Below are 17,730 nucleotides of genomic sequence, written 5' to 3'. Positions count from 1 at the left end.
TCAATTAAACAGTTTGTCAGACAAGCAGGCAAGGGGTGGTAGCGTCGCGGCATGGATACGACTCCGTTGTCGCGCATGCCGCTCAGCCTTGCCGTGTCGGGAAGAATCCGTGCTGCCATACTCGACGGCTCGCTTCCCGTCGGCGAGGCATTGCCGACCGAACAGGAACTCGCGCAGACGTTCTCGGTGGGGCGATCGACGGTCCGTGAGGCCCTTCGGGTCCTGCAAGCGCAGGGATTGTTGACCGGCGCGGACACCACTTCTACTGCCAGGCCTCGGGTGACGCACGAGCATACGGCCGATTCCGCAGCCACAGCTCTCAGCACGGCGTTGCAGGTGGGTGCAGTTCCATTGGGCGATCTTGTCGAATTGCGAGTGCTGCTCGAAGCTGCTGCGCTGCGCACTGTCGTCGCGGTGCCGAACGGCGCCCGGGCTGCGATCGAGCGGATGCGCGTCGCAACCCTTGCCGACGACTCGGTCGCATTCCACGACGCCGATGTCGACTTTCACGTTGCGCTGGCCGGAGCCGGCGGGAACAAGGCGTTCGGGTTGGTCATGACGGTTCTCCGCGACAGCATCGCCGGCTACCTGCTGAGTGAACTCGACTCGCGCGAGAACTCGGCGGCCACGCTCGGCGCACTGCTGGCAGAGCACGAGGGTATCGCCGACGCGATCGAGCGCGGTGCAGTTGACGAGGCTGCCGTTTTGGTCGAGCGCCATGTGCGCGGATTCTACGAAGGACGAACGCAATGACCACGAGTATCGATCTGTTGGGCGAGCGTCTGCAGAAAGCGGTGGGGGACAGGGCGACAACCGATCCCGACCGAATGGGTGCGTACGTCCGGGATCAATCACTGCTCACCGCAGCCGGAAGGCCCGCCGCGCTGGTCAAGGCGAAGACGGTCGACGACGTCGTTGCGGTCATGACGGTGGCCCACGAACTCGCCGTTCCGGTGGTGACACGAGGGGCAGGTACCGGGTTGGCCGGCGCCGCCAACGCACTCGACGGATGCATCGTCTTGAGCGTCGCGGGCATGGATCGCATTCTCGAGATCGATCGTGCCGCGCGCACCGCCACGGTGGAGCCCGGAGTGATCAACGGTGACCTGGCGGAAGCTGTTGCACAGCAGGGTCTTTGGTACGTACCGGATCCGGGAAGCCGGTCCATCTCGAGTATCGGCGGCAATCTGGCGACAAATGCAGGCGGCATCTGTTGCGCCAAGTACGGCGTCACCGGTGATCACGTTGCGGCCCTGACGGCGGTACTCGCCGACGGGCGTGTGATCCGTACCGGTGCACGGACGCGCAAAAACGTTGCGGGGCTGGACCTGACACATCTGCTCGTCGGGTCGGAGGGCACTCTCGCGGTCATCGTCGAAGCCACGATGCGGTTGCGTACGGCGCCCACTGCCGCGACCACTGTGGTCGCCTTCTTCGATTCCGCGGAGTCCGCGATCGATGCCGTCCTCGCCGTGTCGGCAGTGGCCGAACCGTGTCAGATGGAGTTGATGGACGACGTCACCATCGGCGCCGTCAATCGGCTGACCAAGATGGGGCTGGACGAATCGGCCGGGGCGATGCTGCTCATCCAGTGCGACGGTAGGTCGGCGGCCGCCGAGGCAGCGGACTGCGCCGCGGCGTGCGAAAGTGCCGGGGTCCGAGAGGTTTTCCACACCGACGATCCGGTGGAAGGTGAAGAGTTCACCGCCGCGCGCCGCATGGCCTTGCCGGCTCTCGAGGCGTTGGGCACGGTACTTCTCGACGACGTCGCGGTGCCGGTGCCGGCGTTGCCGTCCATGTTGGAATGCATTCGTGAAGCGGCCGATCGCCACGGCGTCACGATCGGAACCTTCGGTCACGCCGCCGACGGCAATCTCCACCCGACCATCGTGTTCGACGCTGCCGAACCGGGTGCGCAGGATCGTGCGCGCGGAGCTTTCGACGACATCGTTGCCGGCGCACTGGCGTTGGGCGGAACGATCAGCGGTGAACACGGTATCGGGGTTCTCAAAGCGCCGTACATGGCGGACATGGTCGGCCAGACCGAACGCGAAATGATGCTTGCAGTCAAGGCCGCATTCGATCCGAAGAACGTTCTCAATCCCGGACGAGGTATCTGAGCGGTTCGTCCGTGCCCCAGTCGCCGGAAATTGCGCTACCAGACGAACGTGTTGCCGCACGACGCTTTTCAAGTGACGATGGCCCTCATGAAGCTGTTGATGCTCGGAGGAACACGGTTCCTCGGCCACGCTCTCGTCGATGCCGCTTTGGCTCGGGGCTGGGAGGTGACAGTGCTCCATCGTGGGCTCACCGGAGCGCCACCACCTACAGCGGAGGTCCTGTTCGCGGATCGCACCGATCAGCGTGCGATGGTTGATGCGCTCGGTGATCGTCGATGGGATCTTGTCGTCGACACCTGGTCGGGTAGCCCCCGAGTGATCGGGGAAAATGCGCGCGTCTTACTCGGTCACGTCGACCGGTACGCATACATCTCCAGTGGATCCGTCTACCAATGGGGCTTGCACGTAGACGAGACCTCACCAGTGGTGGCCGCATCTGCGACCTCCGATGACTACAGCGATTACGCGTCCGCCAAACGCGGGGCCGAACTCGCTGTCCTGGAATCCTTTCCGGACGCGTTACTCGCGAGGGCAGGGTTGATCCTCGGCCCGCGCGAGGACATCGGGCGGTTGCCGTGGTGGCTGCAGCGTATCGCGGCGGGCGGACGTGTCGTTGCTCCCGGAGTGCCGACCAGACCGTTGCAGTACGTCGATGCCCGCGACATCGCAACCTTTGTCCTGTCCGGACTGGCCGCCGGGATCAGCGGGGCATACGACGTCATCAGCCCGTCCGGCCACACCACTACCTCCGGACTCCTCCAGGCGTGCGTGGTTGCCACCGGTTCGGACGCTGAACTCGTGTGGATCGACGAGGACAGGCTGGCGGCCGCTGGAGCGCAGCCGTGGACACAACTTCCGTGTTGGGTGCCGCAGGAGGGTGAGTTCGCGGGCTTCCTCGAAGCCGACACCGCCAAGGCGGGGCAAGCAGGGCTGCGGTGCCGGCCCGTCGAAGACACCGTGCGCGATACCTGGGAGTGGATGCAGCGGGAAACTCTGCCGACTCAGCGGGAGGATCGTGCGGTGCACGGCCTTCCATCCGAGATCGAAAAGGAACTACTCTCCGCCGGACAGTGAAACGGGTCTGGCCCGGTTCGCATTCGAACCGGGCCAGACTCGTGAAAGACGATCGATCAGGCGTACAGGTCGCTGATCTTGGTCTTGTGAGCTTCGTGAATGATGTTGCGCTTGAGCTTGAGCGTCGGCGTCAATTCACCGGTCTCCTGGGTGAAGTCGACTTCGAGGATCGTGTACTTCTTGATCTGCTCGGGGTTGGAGACCTTCTTGTTCGCGTCGGCAACGGCCGAGTCGATCTCGGCGATCAGGTCGGCGTTCTTCACCAGATCGGCAATCGGGGTGCCGGCGGGCAGGCCGTTGCGCTCGACCCAACCGGGCAGAGTCTCCGGATCGAGGGTGATCAGTGCACCGATGAACGGCTGACCGTCGCCGACGACGAGGCACTGGCTGATCAGAGCGTGCGCGCGCAGGGAATCTTCGAGGCCTGCCGGTGCGACGTTCTTGCCGCCCGCGGTGACGATGATTTCCTTCTTGCGTCCGGTGATGGAGACGTAGCCCTCGTTGTCGATCGAGCCGAGGTCGCCGGTGTGGAACCAGCCGTCGACGATGGATTCGGCGGTGGCCTTCTCGTTGTGCCAGTAGCCGGCGAACACGACCGGGCCCTGCAGGAGGAGTTCGCCGTCCTCTGCGATCCGTGCTGCATGGCCGTTGATCGGCTTGCCGACGGTGCCGACGCGCTGCGCGCTCGAGGTGTTGACGGTGATTGCGGCGCTGGTCTCCGTGAGTCCGTAGCCCTCGTAGATCGGGATGCCGACGCCGCGGAAGTAGTGGCCGAGGCGCGCGCCGAGGGCTGCGCCACCGGAGACTGCACGCTCGCACTCGCCACCCAGAGCTGCGCGCAACTTCGAGTAGACGAGCTTGTCGAATACCGCGTGCTTGAGTTTGAGTGCCAGTCCGGGGCCACCCTTTTCGAGGGATTCGCTGTATTCGATGGCGGTGGCAGCAGCCTTGTCGAAGATGCTGCCCTTACCGCCGTCGACTGCCTTCTGGCGAGCCGAGTTGTACACCTTCTCGAACACGCGGGGCACCGAGAGGATGAAGTTGGGCTTGAAGCCGGCGAACTGCTCGAGCAGCGTCGTCAGGTCCGACGTGTGGGCGACGGTGACCTTGGCGTCGAAAGCGCCGAAGGAGATCGCTCGCGCGAATACGTGGGCAAGCGGCAGGAACATCAGAGTCTTCTTGCCGGGGACCATGGACTCCGGCATCGCCAGGCGGCAGGCGTTGGACTCGGCGTAGAAGTTGGAGTGCGTCAGCTGGACACCCTTGGGGCGTCCGGTGGTTCCGGAGGTGTAGATCAGGGTCGCGGGCGAGGCAGCGGTGACCTGGTGACGACGAGTGTGCAGTTCTTCGTCGGTGATTGCCGAACCGCGACTGGACAGCTCGTCGATCGCACCCGACTCGATGACAAGAACCTCGCGGAGGGCTTCTGCGCCGTCGGTGACTTCCTTGTGAGTCTCCGCGTGCTTGGCCGTTTCGACGACCAGAAGTGTCGTCGCTGAATCCTCGAGGATCCACTGCGCCTGATCAGGGGAGGAGGTCTCGTAGATCGCGACGGTGCATCCGCCGGCAGTCCAGATGGCGTAGTCGAGAACGACCCACTCGTAGCGAGTCGCGGACAGGATAGCGACGCGGTCGCCGAGCTCGACGCCCGAAGCGATCAGGCCCTTGGCAACTGCGGAGACCTGCTTCGCGAATTCAGCTGCAGTGACGTCGACCCATCCACCGTTCGACGGCCTCTTGAACGGCACGAATGTGGGGTCTTCTTCGGCGTGACGGAACACGGAGTCGGCCATGGATACGTTCTCCGGAATTGAGAACGACTGTGGAACTGAGAACTCGCGCACTATTGACCCCTCCAGTGACTACTGACATTTCTGATGTGCATTGCATCACATTAGTCGTCATTTTGCACTGTCGTTACTATTCGGTAGAACTGGTCGGGCGCTGACCTGCAGTTTAGTGTGACCGCCTGTTTACAGGTACTCAGGCGACGTGTTGGAGCGTGCGACCGTGCACGGACAGCCACCGCCGAATTGCGTAGTCCAATCGGTCCGGATCCACTGCGAGTTGCTCTGCAGTAGCTGCAAGGATCTCCGAGGTGTCTCCCGGCAACTCGGTGGTGCCGAGTGTCGCGCTGATGAAGGTGTCGGCAGCGGTCCCCAGATCGGTGTGCGGAATTCCGGCCAACATCAACAGGTGGGCCCAGGTCACTTCGGAACCGTCTCCGCACGCGTCCACCCAGGCATGGTGAACGGCTTCGAGAGCGTTGTCGGAATCGGCGGCCGACAGCAGGTCCTCGACGCTGTTGATCCGCAAGTGATGGAGTTTCTCGGCGACCTGTTGGATGTGCCGTGCCTCGATCGGGACACCCGTCGCCGTGTAGCGACGCTTGTACGAGCCGATCTTGCCTGCCCACTGGTCCGAACTGCCGGCTTCCTCGAAGGTGCGGAGTAGTTCACGTGCGCCATCCGTGACGGGTTTGTCCTCGCGGGCTTTCCGGTACGCCAGGTAGCGATCGACGACGGTCACTTCGCTGTGACCCGACGTGGACTGAACGGATTCGATGATGCACAGGGCGAGGCTCTGTCGATAAGCGTCTGACGCAACCCAGGCGGAAGGGTCGCCCAGGCGGTCACGGCACGCAGCTGCGACGGCGTCGACGGTATCGGTCGAGATGGTCACGGTTCCTCCAGAAAGCCGAATTCTTTTTGTTCCATTTGGGCTATCGGCACCGAGGAGCGAAATGTTGCATACATCACAAATTCTCAGAGATCTCTTGGACTGTGCTCAGGCTGGAGAGGTGTGCACTCAGGCGAGGAAGGACAGCACTTCGTCGTCGCTGAGTTGATGAAAGTCCTCGAATGCAGCACCGACGCCGCCTAACAGGGCAGGAACGAAGGGGCAGACGACCCGATCGGCGGAGCACGCGATCACTCTCATGGCTTCGGGGGACGCTACTGGGACAGCGACGATCACGGCGGCAGCACCCGCGGTGCGCGCGCATCGGCAGGCAACGGCGGCACTCGCGCCCGTAGCCATTCCGTCGTCGACGATCACCGCAGTGCGTCCGTGGAGGGAAACCGGGGTCCGCCCCTCGCGCAGGAGATGCGCCCGCCGTTCCAATTCGGTTCGCTCGTCGCGTTCGACGGCGACGAGTTCTCTTTTCGAGACGCGAACCGCTGCGATGACGTCGTGGTTGAGGACCCGCACGCCGCCCTCACCGATGGCGCCCATCGCCAGTTCCGGGTTGTACGGACTGCCGAGCTTGCGCACCACCACGATGTCGAGCGGAGCGTTCAGTGCCGCAGCCACCTCGGCTGCGACCGGAACTCCGCCGCGCGGGAGTCCGAGAACGACGGGCTTGTCGATACGCAAGGTCTCGAGCCGCCCGGCCAGAAATTTGCCGGCGGAAGATCGATCCCGATACTGGGTCACTGCGTTGTCCTCGAGAAGCTCGAACCCCGACCAGTTCGACGCTACTCGCTGCAGGTCACCGCGACGAGACTGTGAACCTCCGCAGCGCGAGAGCGGGATTCTTCTCGCGTACCTCGGTGATGCGAGCAGCCGAAACGAGTGCGGTGGCGACCCCGACCTGCTCGCCAAGTGAACACATCACGACGCCCATCGGGTCGACGATCATGCTGGCACCCGCGCCGCCGCGCGCGCTCTGATCTGCCGCTGCGATGTACATCGTGTTCTCGATGGCCCGGGCGCGCACGAGAGTGGTCCAGTGGTCTTCCTTGAGCGGCCCCGGCACCCACTGGGCGGGCAGGAGCAAGATGTCTGCGCCGACGTCGACGATGCGCCGGGTGACTTCCGGGAAGCGCAGGTCGTAGCAGGTCTGGAGGCCGAAGGTCAGGCCGTCGCACCCGAAAGTCTGCGGTTCGGTGATCTCGCCCGCGCGGATCACGGCCGACTCCTGGTAACCGAAAGCGTCGTAGAGATGCAGTTTCCGGTAGGTCGCCACCAGTTCGCCGTTCGGGTCCATCGCGACGAGGGTGTTGGAGATTCTGCTCACGTCGTCGATCCGCTCGTTCATTCCTGCCACGAGGAAGATTCCGAACTCCGCGGCGACCGACGCCAGCGCCGAACCGAATTCGCCGTCCAGGTCCTCCGCGGACTCGATCAAACGCTCATCCGTCTTCGGTGCGGTGAACATCGAGTATTCCGGCGCCACGACAACTTTCGCGCCGCGTGCTGCTGCATCGGAAGCCAGTGATCGCAGTGATTCGAGGTTGGCTTTCTTGTCCGTCCCCGGGGCGAATTGGGCAATCGCGACAACGGTCTGGGAGGGGGTGGCTGCGGTGGCTTCGGTCATGCTTCCTACGCTAGGCGAAACCCGCTGGGAGGGTGGATCTGTCGTAAAAGCACCCCCGGTATGTCGTCGTGTCTATACTCTATCCGCTAAACTGCTGGTCAAATGAGTGATATTGAGCGTGACCCCGAACCCCCAACATTTGCCGACCTCGACATCGATGATCGGGTATTGAAGGCACTGTCAGACGTGGGCTACGAGTCGCCCTCGCCCATTCAGGCTGCCACCATTCCGCCACTGCTCGAAGGCAAGGACGTCGTCGGCCTCGCACAGACCGGTACCGGCAAGACCGCAGCCTTCGCAGTTCCCGTTCTGTCGCGGATCGACACGTCGATCAAGCAGACCCAGGCGCTGGTGCTTGCTCCCACGCGTGAGCTGGCGCTTCAGGTTGCCGAGGCCTTCGGCAAGTACTCCGCGCACATCCCCGGACTCAACGTCCTGCCGATCTACGGTGGCCAGAGCTACGGCGTCCAGCTGTCGGGCCTGCGCCGCGGCGCACACGTCGTCGTCGGTACCCCGGGTCGTGTCATCGACCATCTCGAAAAGGGCACCCTGGATCTGACCAATCTCAAGTACCTCGTTCTCGACGAGGCCGACGAGATGCTCAAGATGGGGTTCCAGGAGGACGTCGAGCGCATCCTCCGCGACACCCCCGGCGACAAGCAGGTCGCCCTGTTCTCCGCAACGATGCCCGGCTCGATTCGCCGGATCTCGAAGCAGTACCTGAACAATCCGGTCGAGATCACCGTCAAGTCCAAGACGTCGACCGCCTCGAACATCACGCAGCGCTACATTCAGGTTGCTCATCAGCGCAAGCTCGATGCACTGACCCGAGTCCTCGAGGTCGAGGCATTCGAGGCGATGATCATCTTCGTCCGTACCAAGCAGGCCACCGAAGACCTGGCGGAGAAGCTGCGCGCCCGCGGGCACTCGGCTGCCGCGATCAACGGTGACATCGTCCAGGCCCAGCGTGAGCGGACCATCGGTCAGCTCAAGAACGGCGCCCTCGACATCCTCGTCGCGACCGACGTTGCTGCTCGAGGCCTCGACGTGGATCGAATCTCCCACGTCGTCAACTACGACATCCCTCATGACACGGAGTCGTACGTCCACCGCATCGGTCGTACCGGCCGCGCCGGTCGTCAGGGTGACGCGTTGCTGTTCGTCGCCCCGCGTGAGCGTCATCTGCTCAAGTCCATCGAGAAGGCGACCCGTCAGCCGCTTGCGGAGATGCAGCTTCCCAGTGTCGACGACGTCAACGCCCAGCGCGTGGCCAAGTTCGGTGACTCCATCACCGAGAGCCTGGCCTCGGAGAATCTCGCGATGTTCCGCAAGATGATCGAGGACTACGACCAGGAACACGACGTTCCGCTCATCGACATCGCTGCCGCTCTGGCGTTGCAGTCGCGCGACGGCGAAGCATTCTTGCTTTCTCCCGAGCCGCCGGCACCGCCGCGTCGTGAGCGCGAGCCTCGTGAACCACGTCCTCCCCGTCGTTTCGACGATGGCCCGGCCCCGCGCTCGCGTGGGCCCGAGGGCCAGGAGCTGGCCGCGTACCGCATTGCAGTCGGCAAGCGTCACCGCGTCGTTCCGGGTGCCATCGTCGGTGCCATCGCCAACGAGGGTGGGCTTCGTCGAAGCGACTTCGGGCACATCAGCATTCGCCCGGATCACAGCATCGTCGAGCTGCCGGCCGACCTCTCCAACGAGACTCTCGAAGCTTTGCGTCGCACACGCATCTCCGGCGTCCTGATCCAGCTGCAGCCTGATTTCGGGCCGCCGCAGGGTCGTCCGAGTGGCCGTGGCGACCGTGGTGGCCGGGACGATCGTGGTGGACGTGACGACCGCCGCGGTGGCGGACGCGATCGCTACAACGACTGACATACAGCTTCAACGACTGTCATGAAGACTGAAACAGGCGCTGCCCTCCGCGAGGAGGACAGCGCCTGTTTTCTGTGTGGGGGGCAAGGCTTTTCTGTGTGGGGGGCAAGGCGCTGCGCGGTATCAGATCGGCGTCGGTGCGAGGGCGCCGTTCTTCCGGGCGTTGGTGTCGAACTGCGTGCGGTACAACTCGGCGTAGCGGCCGCCGCGCGCGAGCAGTTCCTCATGGTTGCCGCGCTCGACGATCTGGCCTGCCTCGACGACAAGGATCAGGTCCGCGGAACGGATCGTCGACAATCGGTGAGCGATCACCACCGCAGTCCGCCCGGCGAGTGCTTCGCCGAGTGCTTCCTGAACCGCAGCTTCCGACGTCGAGTCGAGATGCGCGGTGGCCTCGTCCAAGATGACGACGCGAGGCTGGGCCAGGAGCAGGCGTGCGATGGTCAGGCGTTGACGCTCGCCGCCCGAGAGGCGGTAACCGCGTTCACCCACCACGGTCTCCAGTCCGTCGGGCAGCGACGCAACCAGGTCGGTGAGCCGTGCGCGCTCCAGAACCTCACGCAGATCTTCTTCGGTGGCATCCGGTCGTGCAAGGAGCAGGTTGGATCGAAGGCTCTCGTGGAACAGGTGCCCGTCCTGCGTGACCATGCCGACGGTCTCCCGGATGGAATCGGCACTGAGGTCGCGGACGTCGACGCCGCCCAACTCGACCGAACCGGAGTCGATGTCGTAGAGGCGCGGAATCATCTGCGCCACGGTCGACTTTCCGGCACCGGACGTGCCGACCAAGGCGACCATCTGTCCTGCTTCGGTGCGGAACGACAGGTCGTGCAACACGTCCTCGCCGCCGCGGGTGTCGAGGATCGCGACTTCCTCCAGGGACGCGAGAGACACCTTGTCCGCGGATGGGTAAGCAAAAGTGACGTTCTTGAACTCGACGGACACCGGGCCCTGCGGCACCGTGCGTGCATCGGGCTTCTCGGTGATGAGCGGCGCCAGATCGAGAATCTCGAATACCCGCTCGAAGCTGACCAGGGCGCTCATGACGTCCACCCGGGCGCTGGCCAGTGCGGTCAACGGCGAGTACAGCCGCGTCAACAACAATGCCATCGCCACGACGGCGCCTGCGTCCAACTGTCCGCGCAGCGCGTAGAAACCGCCGAGTCCGTAGACGAGGGCAAGAGCAAGGGCCGAGACCAGCGTCAGCGCTGTGACGAAGACGGACTGCAGCATTGCGGTCCGGACTCCGATGTTGCGCACACGCCTGGCGCGAACCGCGAACTCCGCAGATTCTTGCGACGGGCGGCCGAACAGCTTGACCAGAGTCGCGCCGGGAGCGGAGAACCGCTCCGTCATCTGGGTGCTCATGAGCGAATTATGGTTGGCTGCTTCACGATTGAGTGCTGCAAGTTTTGCGCCCATGCGCCGTGCGGGGATGACGAAGATCGGGAGAAGTAGCAGCGCGAGGACGGTGATCTGCCAGGAGATCCCGAGCATGACGATCAGCGTGATCACCAGGGTGACCAGATTGCTGACCACTCCGGACAAGGTGTCGCTGAAGGCGCGCTGAGCGCCGATGACGTCGTTGTTGAGACGGCTGACCAGTGCTCCGGTTCGAGTTCTGGTGAAGAACGCGATGGGCATCTTCTGGACGTGATCGAAGACGGTGGTGCGCAGATGCAGGATCAGGTCTTCGCCGATGCTGGCCGAGAGCCACCGGGTCAACAGGCCCAGAGCGGCTTCGAGAAGTGCTACCAGTGCGATCAGGGCGGCAAGTTTGACGACCACGTCGACGGCGTCGCCGCCGACTATCGCGTTGACCACACGCCCGGCCAGGACAGGTGTTGCCACGGCAAGCGCAGCAGTGACGACACTCAGTACGAGGTACCAGCTGAGGTTGCGTTTCTGTGGAACTGCGAACGTCGCGATCCGCTTCAGTGTCGCCTTCGAGAACGGGCGCCGATCTTCTTGCGCGTGCATCGCGTTGTACATCGCGTTCCACGCGGTGACTTCCATACTCATGACTTCGCCCCTCCGGTCGCCGGCCACGAAGATTACGTGGCCGGTACGACACGAAGGTAGAACCTCAACCAAACTTCAGGTCAAGTGCGGCCTCAGCGGGCCACGTCGACCACCACGCGAGGAGGGTCGCTGAGCGTCGTGACCGTGAACGGCTGCTTCTCGGTCACGCCGATGAACGACTGCGTGACTCCCTCGAAGACGTTGGACCCGTTGACCTCGGTCACGACTCCGCCGACGCCGGGGACCGGGTTGGGGCCGGAGTACTGCTCGACTCCGCTGTCGAAGGGATATGCGGAACCGTCGATCAGGACCTGGATCACTGCGGCACCCTTGATGTCCACGGGCTTACCGCTGCCTTCCTGCGTCGCCGCGTCGACGTACTTGACGCGCCAACCGGGTGTGCCGGTTCCGCCCATTTCGTAGACGACACGATCGAATCCGTCGTGCTCGCCCACTCTGATGTCGACGACGGTGAGCTTGGATTCGGTGCCCGCAGCCGACGTCTTGTCGGAGCTGTCCGTCGGGACTGGTTCTGTGGTCGACGCTGCTGCACTCGAGGTCGAGGTCGAGGTGACGGCCGAGGTGGCTGCCGTGGGAGTGGTCTCCGCGTCCTGCGAACAGGCAGTCAGGCTCACGCCCACTGCGATGGCAGCGACAGCGGCAAATGATCTCGTCCGGTTCGTTGTCATGACTCGATCGTAGGGCTCGCGTTATCGGGATCCGCGGCGGCGGTGCCCGGAGTTACCTAACCGATATCGCCGTCGACATAGAGCCACTTACCCTCTGTTCGCGCAAATCGACTGCGTTCGTGGATCATTCCCCGCTCGCGTCCGAATGTGTAGTGAGCGCGAAATTCCACGACGCCGTCGGAATCGAACAGCCCGCCCCGTTCGGTGTCCAGGATCTCCAACCGGAGCCATTTCTGGTCGGGGTCGAGATCGAGTTGGGCTGGACGATGGTCGGGATGCCAAGTCTGCGTGAGATATTCGTCGTCCATCACAGCGAAAGCCGTGTAACGCGAACGCATCAGGGTTTCGGCGGTCGGTGCGTGCGCTACTCCGCTGATGTACTTGCCGCAGCATTCGGCCAACGCGTTGCCGCTGCCGCACGGGCACGGATCGGTCGGATTGGGTGTGGTGGGGCGGCGCGAAGTCACCGCCCCATTACAGCACGCGAACTCAGACCAGTTTGTGTTCGCGGTTCTCCCAGTACGGTTTGCGGAGGTCGCGTTTGAGGATCTTTCCGGTGGGATTGCGGGGAAGAATCTCGACGACGTCGATACTGGTCGGGCACTTGAACTTTGCGAGGCGTTCCTGTGTATAGGTGATCAGTTCGGCTTCGTCGATCTGCGCTTCGGCAGTGAGAACCACGACAGCCTTGACGGTTTCACCCCAACGGTCGTCGGGAACGCCGATGACCGCGACCTCGGCGATTGCCGGATGCTCCACCAGTACTCGTTCGATCTCGGGGGAGTAGACGTTCTCGCCGCCGGTGATGATCATGTCCTTGAGGCGGTCCTCGATGAAGACGAACCCGCCGGAGTCGGCGCGGCCCATGTCGCCGCTACGCAGCCACCCGTCTGCGGTAATCGTTTCGGCCGTCGCCTCGGGCTTACTCAGGTATCCGGGTGTGCACTGTTCGGATCGCCACCACAGCTCACCGGTCGTTCCGGTGGGCACGTCCTCGAGCGTGACGGGGTCCACCACGCGCATCTCGACGCCGGGGATCGCCGTACCTGCCGATGCCATGCGCTCGACCTGCGACTCGTCGCGGTGAACGTCCGGCATCAACGCGGTAATGACGCCTGCCATTTCGGTCATGCCGTAGACCTGCACGAATTCGGTGTCCGGCCACGCTGCGAGTGCCGCGCGCAACAGTGGGAGCGGCATGGGGGCGGCGCCGTAGGTGATGCGTTTGAATGCTTTGAAGGCGGCGACCGCCTGCTCGCCTGCGGCCAGGACTCCGGCAATGACCGGTGGGACGAGAAAGGCGATGTTGGCTCCGGCGGCGAGACCGGCGAAGATCGACGGTCCGTCGGCTTCTCTCGTGAAGTAACAGCGGCCACCGGTGTGAATTGCCATGATGGCGTAGCACGTTCCGCCGACGTGGAACATCGGCATCGCGATCAAGAATCGGTGATCCTCGTGGGCCGGCAGGATTTCGAGGACATTGTTGCTGTGCGCGAACAGGTTTCGATGCGTGAGCTGGACACCTTTGGGGCGACCGGTCGTCCCGGAACTGTAGAGAACCAGAGCGGTGGCATCGGGGCTCACCTCGGGGCGGGAGTGCAGCGGTGTGACCTCGTCGATCCACGGCTCGAATTCGTCGTGTTCACCGCCGACGGCGAAGATCGATTCGACGGCCGTCAAGCGGTCTCGCATCGCGACGACCTGGGGGAGTAGTTCGCTGCCGACGAACAGAATGCGAGCGCCACAGTCCGCGAGGACGTAATCCAGCTCTTCGCTCGAAAGTCGCCAGTTGGGAACGACATTCGCGGCGCCGAGTAGTGAGGCGGCGTAGGTGACTTCGAGACAGGACAGATGATTCTTGTCGACGAACGCGACAGTGTCGCCGGCACCGATGCCTGATTCGGCGAGGGCGGCGGCGATACGCAAGATGCGGTCCCGCCACTGAGCCCACGTGAATTCGGTCCCTTGGAAGGTCATCGCTGCTTGATCAGGCTTGACCGTCGCCCAGTGCTCTAGCCGATCGAAAATGATTCCAGCGGTGGCGTCGGACATTCGGCCGCCTCTCTCGTGTGATTGGTGTCACAAGGTTAATGTGCGCCCGGTCTTCGTATCGCTGTTTCCAGTCAATGCGCACAAGCAGGAGGGGTCGCATTCCCCCGACCCTGACCGGCTCGGCCGCAGATATCAGGGTGGTCCCCGATGGCGGGCGCGCCCGCCACCCGACAGGATGGAACCAACCATTGCGGGCGTCCGTGTTTTCACGGGCGCCCGTCACGCCCGCAAAGTAGCACCGAAGTGAACAGGAAAGGCGATCATGAGTTCGCACGCCCAGGATGTCGCGGCCCGCGCAGTCGGCCTGTCCAAGACCTACGGCACCGGAGATACCCAGGTGCACGCCCTCAGTTCGGTGTCCGCAGATTTCGCCCGCGGTGAGTTCACGGCGATCATGGGGCCGTCCGGTTCCGGTAAGTCGACGCTGATGCATTGCCTCGCCGGTCTGGATTCCGCAAGTTCGGGTTCCGTTCTCATCGGTGACACGGAACTCACGACGCTTTCCGACAAACAGATGACCCAATTGCGACGCGATCGCATCGGTTTCGTTTTCCAGGCGTTCAACCTGGTGCCGACCCTGACCGCGCTCGAGAACATCACGTTGCCGCTCGACATCGCGGGACGCAAAGCGGACCCGACCTGGTTGAACAGCGTCCTGACCAAGCTGGGTCTCGGGGATCGCCTCGATCATCGGCCGGGAGAGCTCTCGGGTGGTCAGCAGCAGCGTGTGGCGTGTGCGCGTGCGCTGGCGGGTCAGCCGGAGATCATCTTCGGCGACGAGCCGACCGGAAACCTCGATTCGAAGTCCTCCGGTGAGGTGCTCTCGATCCTGCGGGCGGCCGTGGACGAGTTCAACCAGACCGTGGTGATCGTGACGCACGATCCGCGGGCAGCGGCGTACGCCGATCGTGTCGTGTTCCTCGCGGACGGCAAGATCGTCGACGAATTGCGTGAGCCTACGGCGGATTCGGTCCTTGATCGTATGAAGCGGCTCGACGCTCCGCAGGCGGTCGTGAACGTGGAAGCCGGGGCTTGAGCACATGGCTTCGGTAAGTAACTCGCCGATGCGCAAGGTTTCCCTGCGCAACCTGGCGGCACACAAGGTGCGACTTGCGCTGACGGTTCTCTCCGTGGTGCTCGGCACGGCTTTTGTGGCGGGGTCGTTCGTTTTCACCGACACCCTCCAGAAGACTTTCGATTCGATCTTCGAGAACACCGCCCAGGGCGTCGACGTCCGGGTATCGATGGAAGAGCGCAACACCAGTGGCGTTCCGGTCGAGGATGTCGACAAACTTGCCGCAGTCGACGGTGTCCGAGCGGTAGCCCCGGCCGTCAGTGGACAGATCGTCCTGATCAACGCAGACGGCGGCGCTGTTCAGACCGGCGGCGCGCCGAGTATCGGTCAGTCCTACCTACCGCCGGGCCAGGCGATTGCCGAACCCGACACCTTCGTCGAGGGCGCGCCTCCGACGCAGACCGGTCAGGTCGCGCTGAACACCAGCGCCGCCGAGCGAGCCGGACTGAAGGTGGGGGACTCCGCCAAGGTTCTGGCACCGGCCCGCGGAATCGTGGACGTGACGTTGTCCGGCATATACGAGGGGGCGGGCAGTGACACCGGCGGGTTCATCGGCGCGCTCTTCACCGACGAGCAGGCCCGTGGACTCTTCACCGACGGCCAACACGTCGAGTACATCGACGTCGCGGGCGACGGGGTGTCGCAGACGGAACTGCAGCAACGCGTCGAGCAGGTTTTCCCCGATCTCAAGGTGCAGACCGGCGACCAGGTTCGTGAGGAGACCAAGGCCGAGGTCGACTCGGCGCTGAGCTTCATTAACTACTTCCTGTTGGCGTTCGGCGCGATTGCTCTGCTCGTCGGAACGTTCATCATCTACAACACCTTCTCGATGATCGTGGCGCAGCGTCTTCGTGAGCTGGCGCTGCTGCGTGCGATCGGTGCGAGCCGAGCGCAGGTCGGCCGTTCGGTGGTCACCGAGGCGCTCGTGGTCGGACTCATCGGCAGCATCATCGGTCTGCTCGGCGGTATCGGTCTCGCCTACGGATTGCGCAGTCTCCTCAACACATTCGACGTCGGTCTGCCGGAAGGCCCGCTCCAGGTGGGTGCCCGCACGATCATCGTCGCGTTGGTGGTCGGCGTCGTCGTCACGACGCTCAGCGCTTACGCCCCGGCTCGTCGTGCGTCGAAGATCCCGCCGGTAGCGGCCATGCGTGAGGAGTTCGCCTCTACCGGTGACTCACTGCGAGTGCGGACGTTGATCGGTGCGATTCTCGGCGTGATCGGTGTGGCACTGCTCGTGTTCGGCTCTCGCGGTACCGGTGGTGGCGCGGCGCTGATCGTCGGGCTCGGTGCGTTCTCGTTGATCATCGCGGTGCTTCTCGGGGCTCCCGCGCTGTCGCGGCCGATCGTCGGCGCGCTCGGTGCCGTGTTCGCCAAGCCGTTCGGTGCCATCGGGCGATTGGCTCGTACCAATGCGGTGCGCAATCCCCGTCGCACGGCCGCAACGGCATTCGCGTTGACTCTCGGTCTGATGCTGGTGACGGTCATCGGAGTGTTCGGTTCTTCGGCCAAGGCGAGCATCAATGCTCTTGTCGACGTGGGTGTTTCGGCCGACTACATCCTGACCGGTCCCAACGCGATCGGCGTGCCGCGAGGTGCGGCCGACGCGGTCCGACAGGTGCCCGACGTGCAGAGCGCGACGTCGTTGCACGGAGTGCGTGCGAAGGTCGACGGTGAGGACGAGCAGGGCGCTTCGTTCGACGGCCCGATCGAAGGCGTGCTCGAGTACAAGATCCTCGAGGGCACGGTCGATCTGACCGGCAACAACATGCTCGTCTCGAAGTCGACTGCGGATGACAAGGGCTGGACTGTCGGCTCGACCCAGACGTTGACCGGTCCTGGCGGCGTCGAGTACCAGACCGTTGTCGCGGGAGTGTTCGAGGACAACCAGCTGATCGGCTCGTGGATCGTCTCGGACGAGGCGTACAGGAAGCTGATGCCGGCCGAGAGTCTGCCGGACTTCGTGGTGCTGGTGAAGGCGAAGCCTGGCGCGGATCTGACAACGCTGCGATCCGAGCTCGAAACGGCCACGGAGAAGTACGTCGTCGTCCAGGTGCAGGATCGTGAGGAGTTCAAGGGAACTCAGGGCCAGCAGATCAACACGTTGTTGGCGATCCTCTACGGACTGCTTGCACTCGCGGTCGTGATCGCAATCCTGGGCATCATCAACACCCTGGCACTCTCGGTGGTCGAGCGGCGACGAGAAATCGGAATGCTGCGAGCTGTCGGCATGCAGCGAGGACAGATGCGACGCACGATCTACCTCGAGTCGGTCCTCATCGCGGTGTACGGCGCGGCGGTCGGAGTTGTTCTCGGCATCGCGTTCGGTTGGGCCTTCGTGAGCACTCTCGCGGATCAGGGCCTCGACAAGATCACGATCCCGTGGGGTCAGGTGGTCGGAATGCTGATCGGCTCGGGTGTGGTGGGTGTCTTGGCGGCGCTGTGGCCGGCCAACCGAGCGGCCAAGACAAAGCCGCTCGAGGCGATTGCAGACATGTAGGG

14 protein-coding genes are annotated in these 17,730 nt (G+C 63.8%); 6 read left to right on the top strand and 8 right to left on the bottom strand.

Features of this window, described 5'->3' with window-relative positions; genetic code table 11:
- The first annotated feature begins 51 nt into the window (after positions 1-51).
- The 3 genes from ACBG85_RS19470 to ACBG85_RS19460 all read left to right on the top strand — a co-directional run bounded on the left by ACBG85_RS19470 (position 52) and on the right by ACBG85_RS19460 (position 3,194).
- Positions 52-753 carry a FadR/GntR family transcriptional regulator gene (locus ACBG85_RS19470; RefSeq protein ID WP_073513009.1) on the top strand — a complete coding sequence of 234 codons (702 nt, stop codon included), beginning with the start codon at positions 52-54 and terminating at the stop codon, positions 751-753.
- Positions 750-2,120, top strand: a complete 1,371-nt coding sequence (locus ACBG85_RS19465; RefSeq protein WP_372024435.1) for an FAD-binding oxidoreductase — start codon at positions 750-752, stop codon at positions 2,118-2,120. Before ACBG85_RS19470 ends, ACBG85_RS19465 begins: the two co-directional genes overlap by 4 nt.
- 78 nt (positions 2,121-2,198) lie before the next feature.
- On the top strand, positions 2,199-3,194 hold the full coding sequence (locus ACBG85_RS19460; RefSeq protein WP_082845821.1) for an NAD-dependent epimerase/dehydratase family protein: 996 nt from the start codon (positions 2,199-2,201) through the stop codon (positions 3,192-3,194).
- A gap of 56 nt (positions 3,195-3,250) precedes the next feature.
- Here ACBG85_RS19460 and ACBG85_RS19455 read toward each other — a convergent pair whose 3' ends face one another.
- From ACBG85_RS19455 to ACBG85_RS19440, 4 genes are all read right to left on the bottom strand, one after another.
- Positions 3,251-5,038, bottom strand: coding sequence for a long-chain fatty acid--CoA ligase (locus tag ACBG85_RS19455; RefSeq protein WP_042450345.1), 1,788 nt, complete (start codon positions 5,036-5,038; stop codon positions 3,251-3,253).
- Between the two features lie 139 nt (positions 5,039-5,177).
- A complete protein-coding gene (locus ACBG85_RS19450; RefSeq protein WP_030536916.1) occupies positions 5,178-5,876 on the bottom strand; it encodes a hypothetical protein in 699 nt (232 codons plus the stop codon).
- A 126-nt stretch (positions 5,877-6,002) separates the two neighbouring features.
- Positions 6,003-6,629 carry a phosphoribosyltransferase gene (locus ACBG85_RS19445; RefSeq protein WP_007736162.1) on the bottom strand — a complete coding sequence of 209 codons (627 nt, stop codon included), beginning with the start codon at positions 6,627-6,629 and terminating at the stop codon, positions 6,003-6,005.
- Positions 6,630-6,684: 55 nt separating this feature from the next.
- The gene (locus ACBG85_RS19440; RefSeq protein ID WP_064444040.1) at positions 6,685-7,512 is read right to left on the bottom strand and encodes a carbon-nitrogen hydrolase family protein; all 828 of its coding nucleotides are present in this window, start codon (positions 7,510-7,512) and stop codon (positions 6,685-6,687) included.
- 102 nt (positions 7,513-7,614) lie between these two features.
- On the opposite strand from ACBG85_RS19440, the gene ACBG85_RS19435 reads away from it, so the two are divergent.
- A complete protein-coding gene (locus ACBG85_RS19435) occupies positions 7,615-9,390 on the top strand; it encodes a DEAD/DEAH box helicase (RefSeq protein WP_003945121.1) in 1,776 nt (591 codons plus the stop codon).
- Between the two features lie 123 nt (positions 9,391-9,513).
- On the opposite strand, the gene ACBG85_RS19430 is transcribed toward ACBG85_RS19435, so the two are convergent.
- From ACBG85_RS19430 to ACBG85_RS19415, 4 genes are all read right to left on the bottom strand, one after another.
- Positions 9,514-11,412: an ABC transporter ATP-binding protein gene (locus ACBG85_RS19430; protein ID WP_019749303.1), complete on the bottom strand. Its 1,899-nt coding sequence runs from the start codon at positions 11,410-11,412 to the stop codon at positions 9,514-9,516.
- Between the two features lie 92 nt (positions 11,413-11,504).
- On the bottom strand, positions 11,505-12,101 hold the full coding sequence (locus ACBG85_RS19425; protein ID WP_007736169.1) for a hypothetical protein: 597 nt from the start codon (positions 12,099-12,101) through the stop codon (positions 11,505-11,507).
- A 56-nt stretch (positions 12,102-12,157) separates the two neighbouring features.
- Positions 12,158-12,568: a YchJ family metal-binding protein gene (locus ACBG85_RS19420; RefSeq protein WP_312639369.1), complete on the bottom strand. Its 411-nt coding sequence runs from the start codon at positions 12,566-12,568 to the stop codon at positions 12,158-12,160.
- 22 nt (positions 12,569-12,590) lie between these two features.
- Positions 12,591-14,153 carry a long-chain-fatty-acid--CoA ligase gene (locus tag ACBG85_RS19415; protein WP_312639370.1) on the bottom strand — a complete coding sequence of 521 codons (1,563 nt, stop codon included), beginning with the start codon at positions 14,151-14,153 and terminating at the stop codon, positions 12,591-12,593.
- Between the two features lie 262 nt (positions 14,154-14,415).
- Between ACBG85_RS19415 and ACBG85_RS19410 the strand changes: the two genes are divergently transcribed.
- A complete protein-coding gene (locus tag ACBG85_RS19410; protein WP_003945134.1) occupies positions 14,416-15,189 on the top strand; it encodes an ABC transporter ATP-binding protein in 774 nt (257 codons plus the stop codon).
- A gap of 4 nt (positions 15,190-15,193) precedes the next feature.
- Positions 15,194-17,728: an ABC transporter permease gene (locus ACBG85_RS19405; protein WP_019749299.1), complete on the top strand. Its 2,535-nt coding sequence runs from the start codon at positions 15,194-15,196 to the stop codon at positions 17,726-17,728.
- Positions 17,729-17,730: the final 2 nt, after the last annotated feature.

This window comes from Rhodococcus sp. NyZ502 (assembly GCF_041464245.1).
Classification (GTDB): domain Bacteria; phylum Actinomycetota; class Actinomycetes; order Mycobacteriales; family Mycobacteriaceae; genus Rhodococcus_F; species Rhodococcus_F qingshengii.
Note: the sequence above shows the minus strand (reverse complement) of the source record. Positions and strands in the feature narration are given on the sequence as shown.

Coding starts and splice junctions, on each gene's coding strand:
- ACBG85_RS19470 (WP_073513009.1), top strand. CDS start 52: ATGGATACGACTCCGTTGTCGCGCATGCCGCTCAGCCTTGCCGTGTCG.
- ACBG85_RS19465 (WP_372024435.1), top strand. CDS start 750: ATGACCACGAGTATCGATCTGTTGGGCGAGCGTCTGCAGAAAGCGGTG.
- ACBG85_RS19460 (WP_082845821.1), top strand. CDS start 2,199: ATGGCCCTCATGAAGCTGTTGATGCTCGGAGGAACACGGTTCCTCGGC.
- ACBG85_RS19440 (WP_064444040.1), bottom strand. CDS start 7,512: ATGACCGAAGCCACCGCAGCCACCCCCTCCCAGACCGTTGTCGCGATT.
- ACBG85_RS19435 (WP_003945121.1), top strand. CDS start 7,615: ATGAGTGATATTGAGCGTGACCCCGAACCCCCAACATTTGCCGACCTC.
- ACBG85_RS19430 (WP_019749303.1), bottom strand. CDS start 11,412: ATGAGTATGGAAGTCACCGCGTGGAACGCGATGTACAACGCGATGCAC.
- ACBG85_RS19425 (WP_007736169.1), bottom strand. CDS start 12,101: ATGACAACGAACCGGACGAGATCATTTGCCGCTGTCGCTGCCATCGCA.
- ACBG85_RS19415 (WP_312639370.1), bottom strand. CDS start 14,153: ATGTCCGACGCCACCGCTGGAATCATTTTCGATCGGCTAGAGCACTGG.
- ACBG85_RS19410 (WP_003945134.1), top strand. CDS start 14,416: ATGAGTTCGCACGCCCAGGATGTCGCGGCCCGCGCAGTCGGCCTGTCC.
- ACBG85_RS19405 (WP_019749299.1), top strand. CDS start 15,194: ATGGCTTCGGTAAGTAACTCGCCGATGCGCAAGGTTTCCCTGCGCAAC.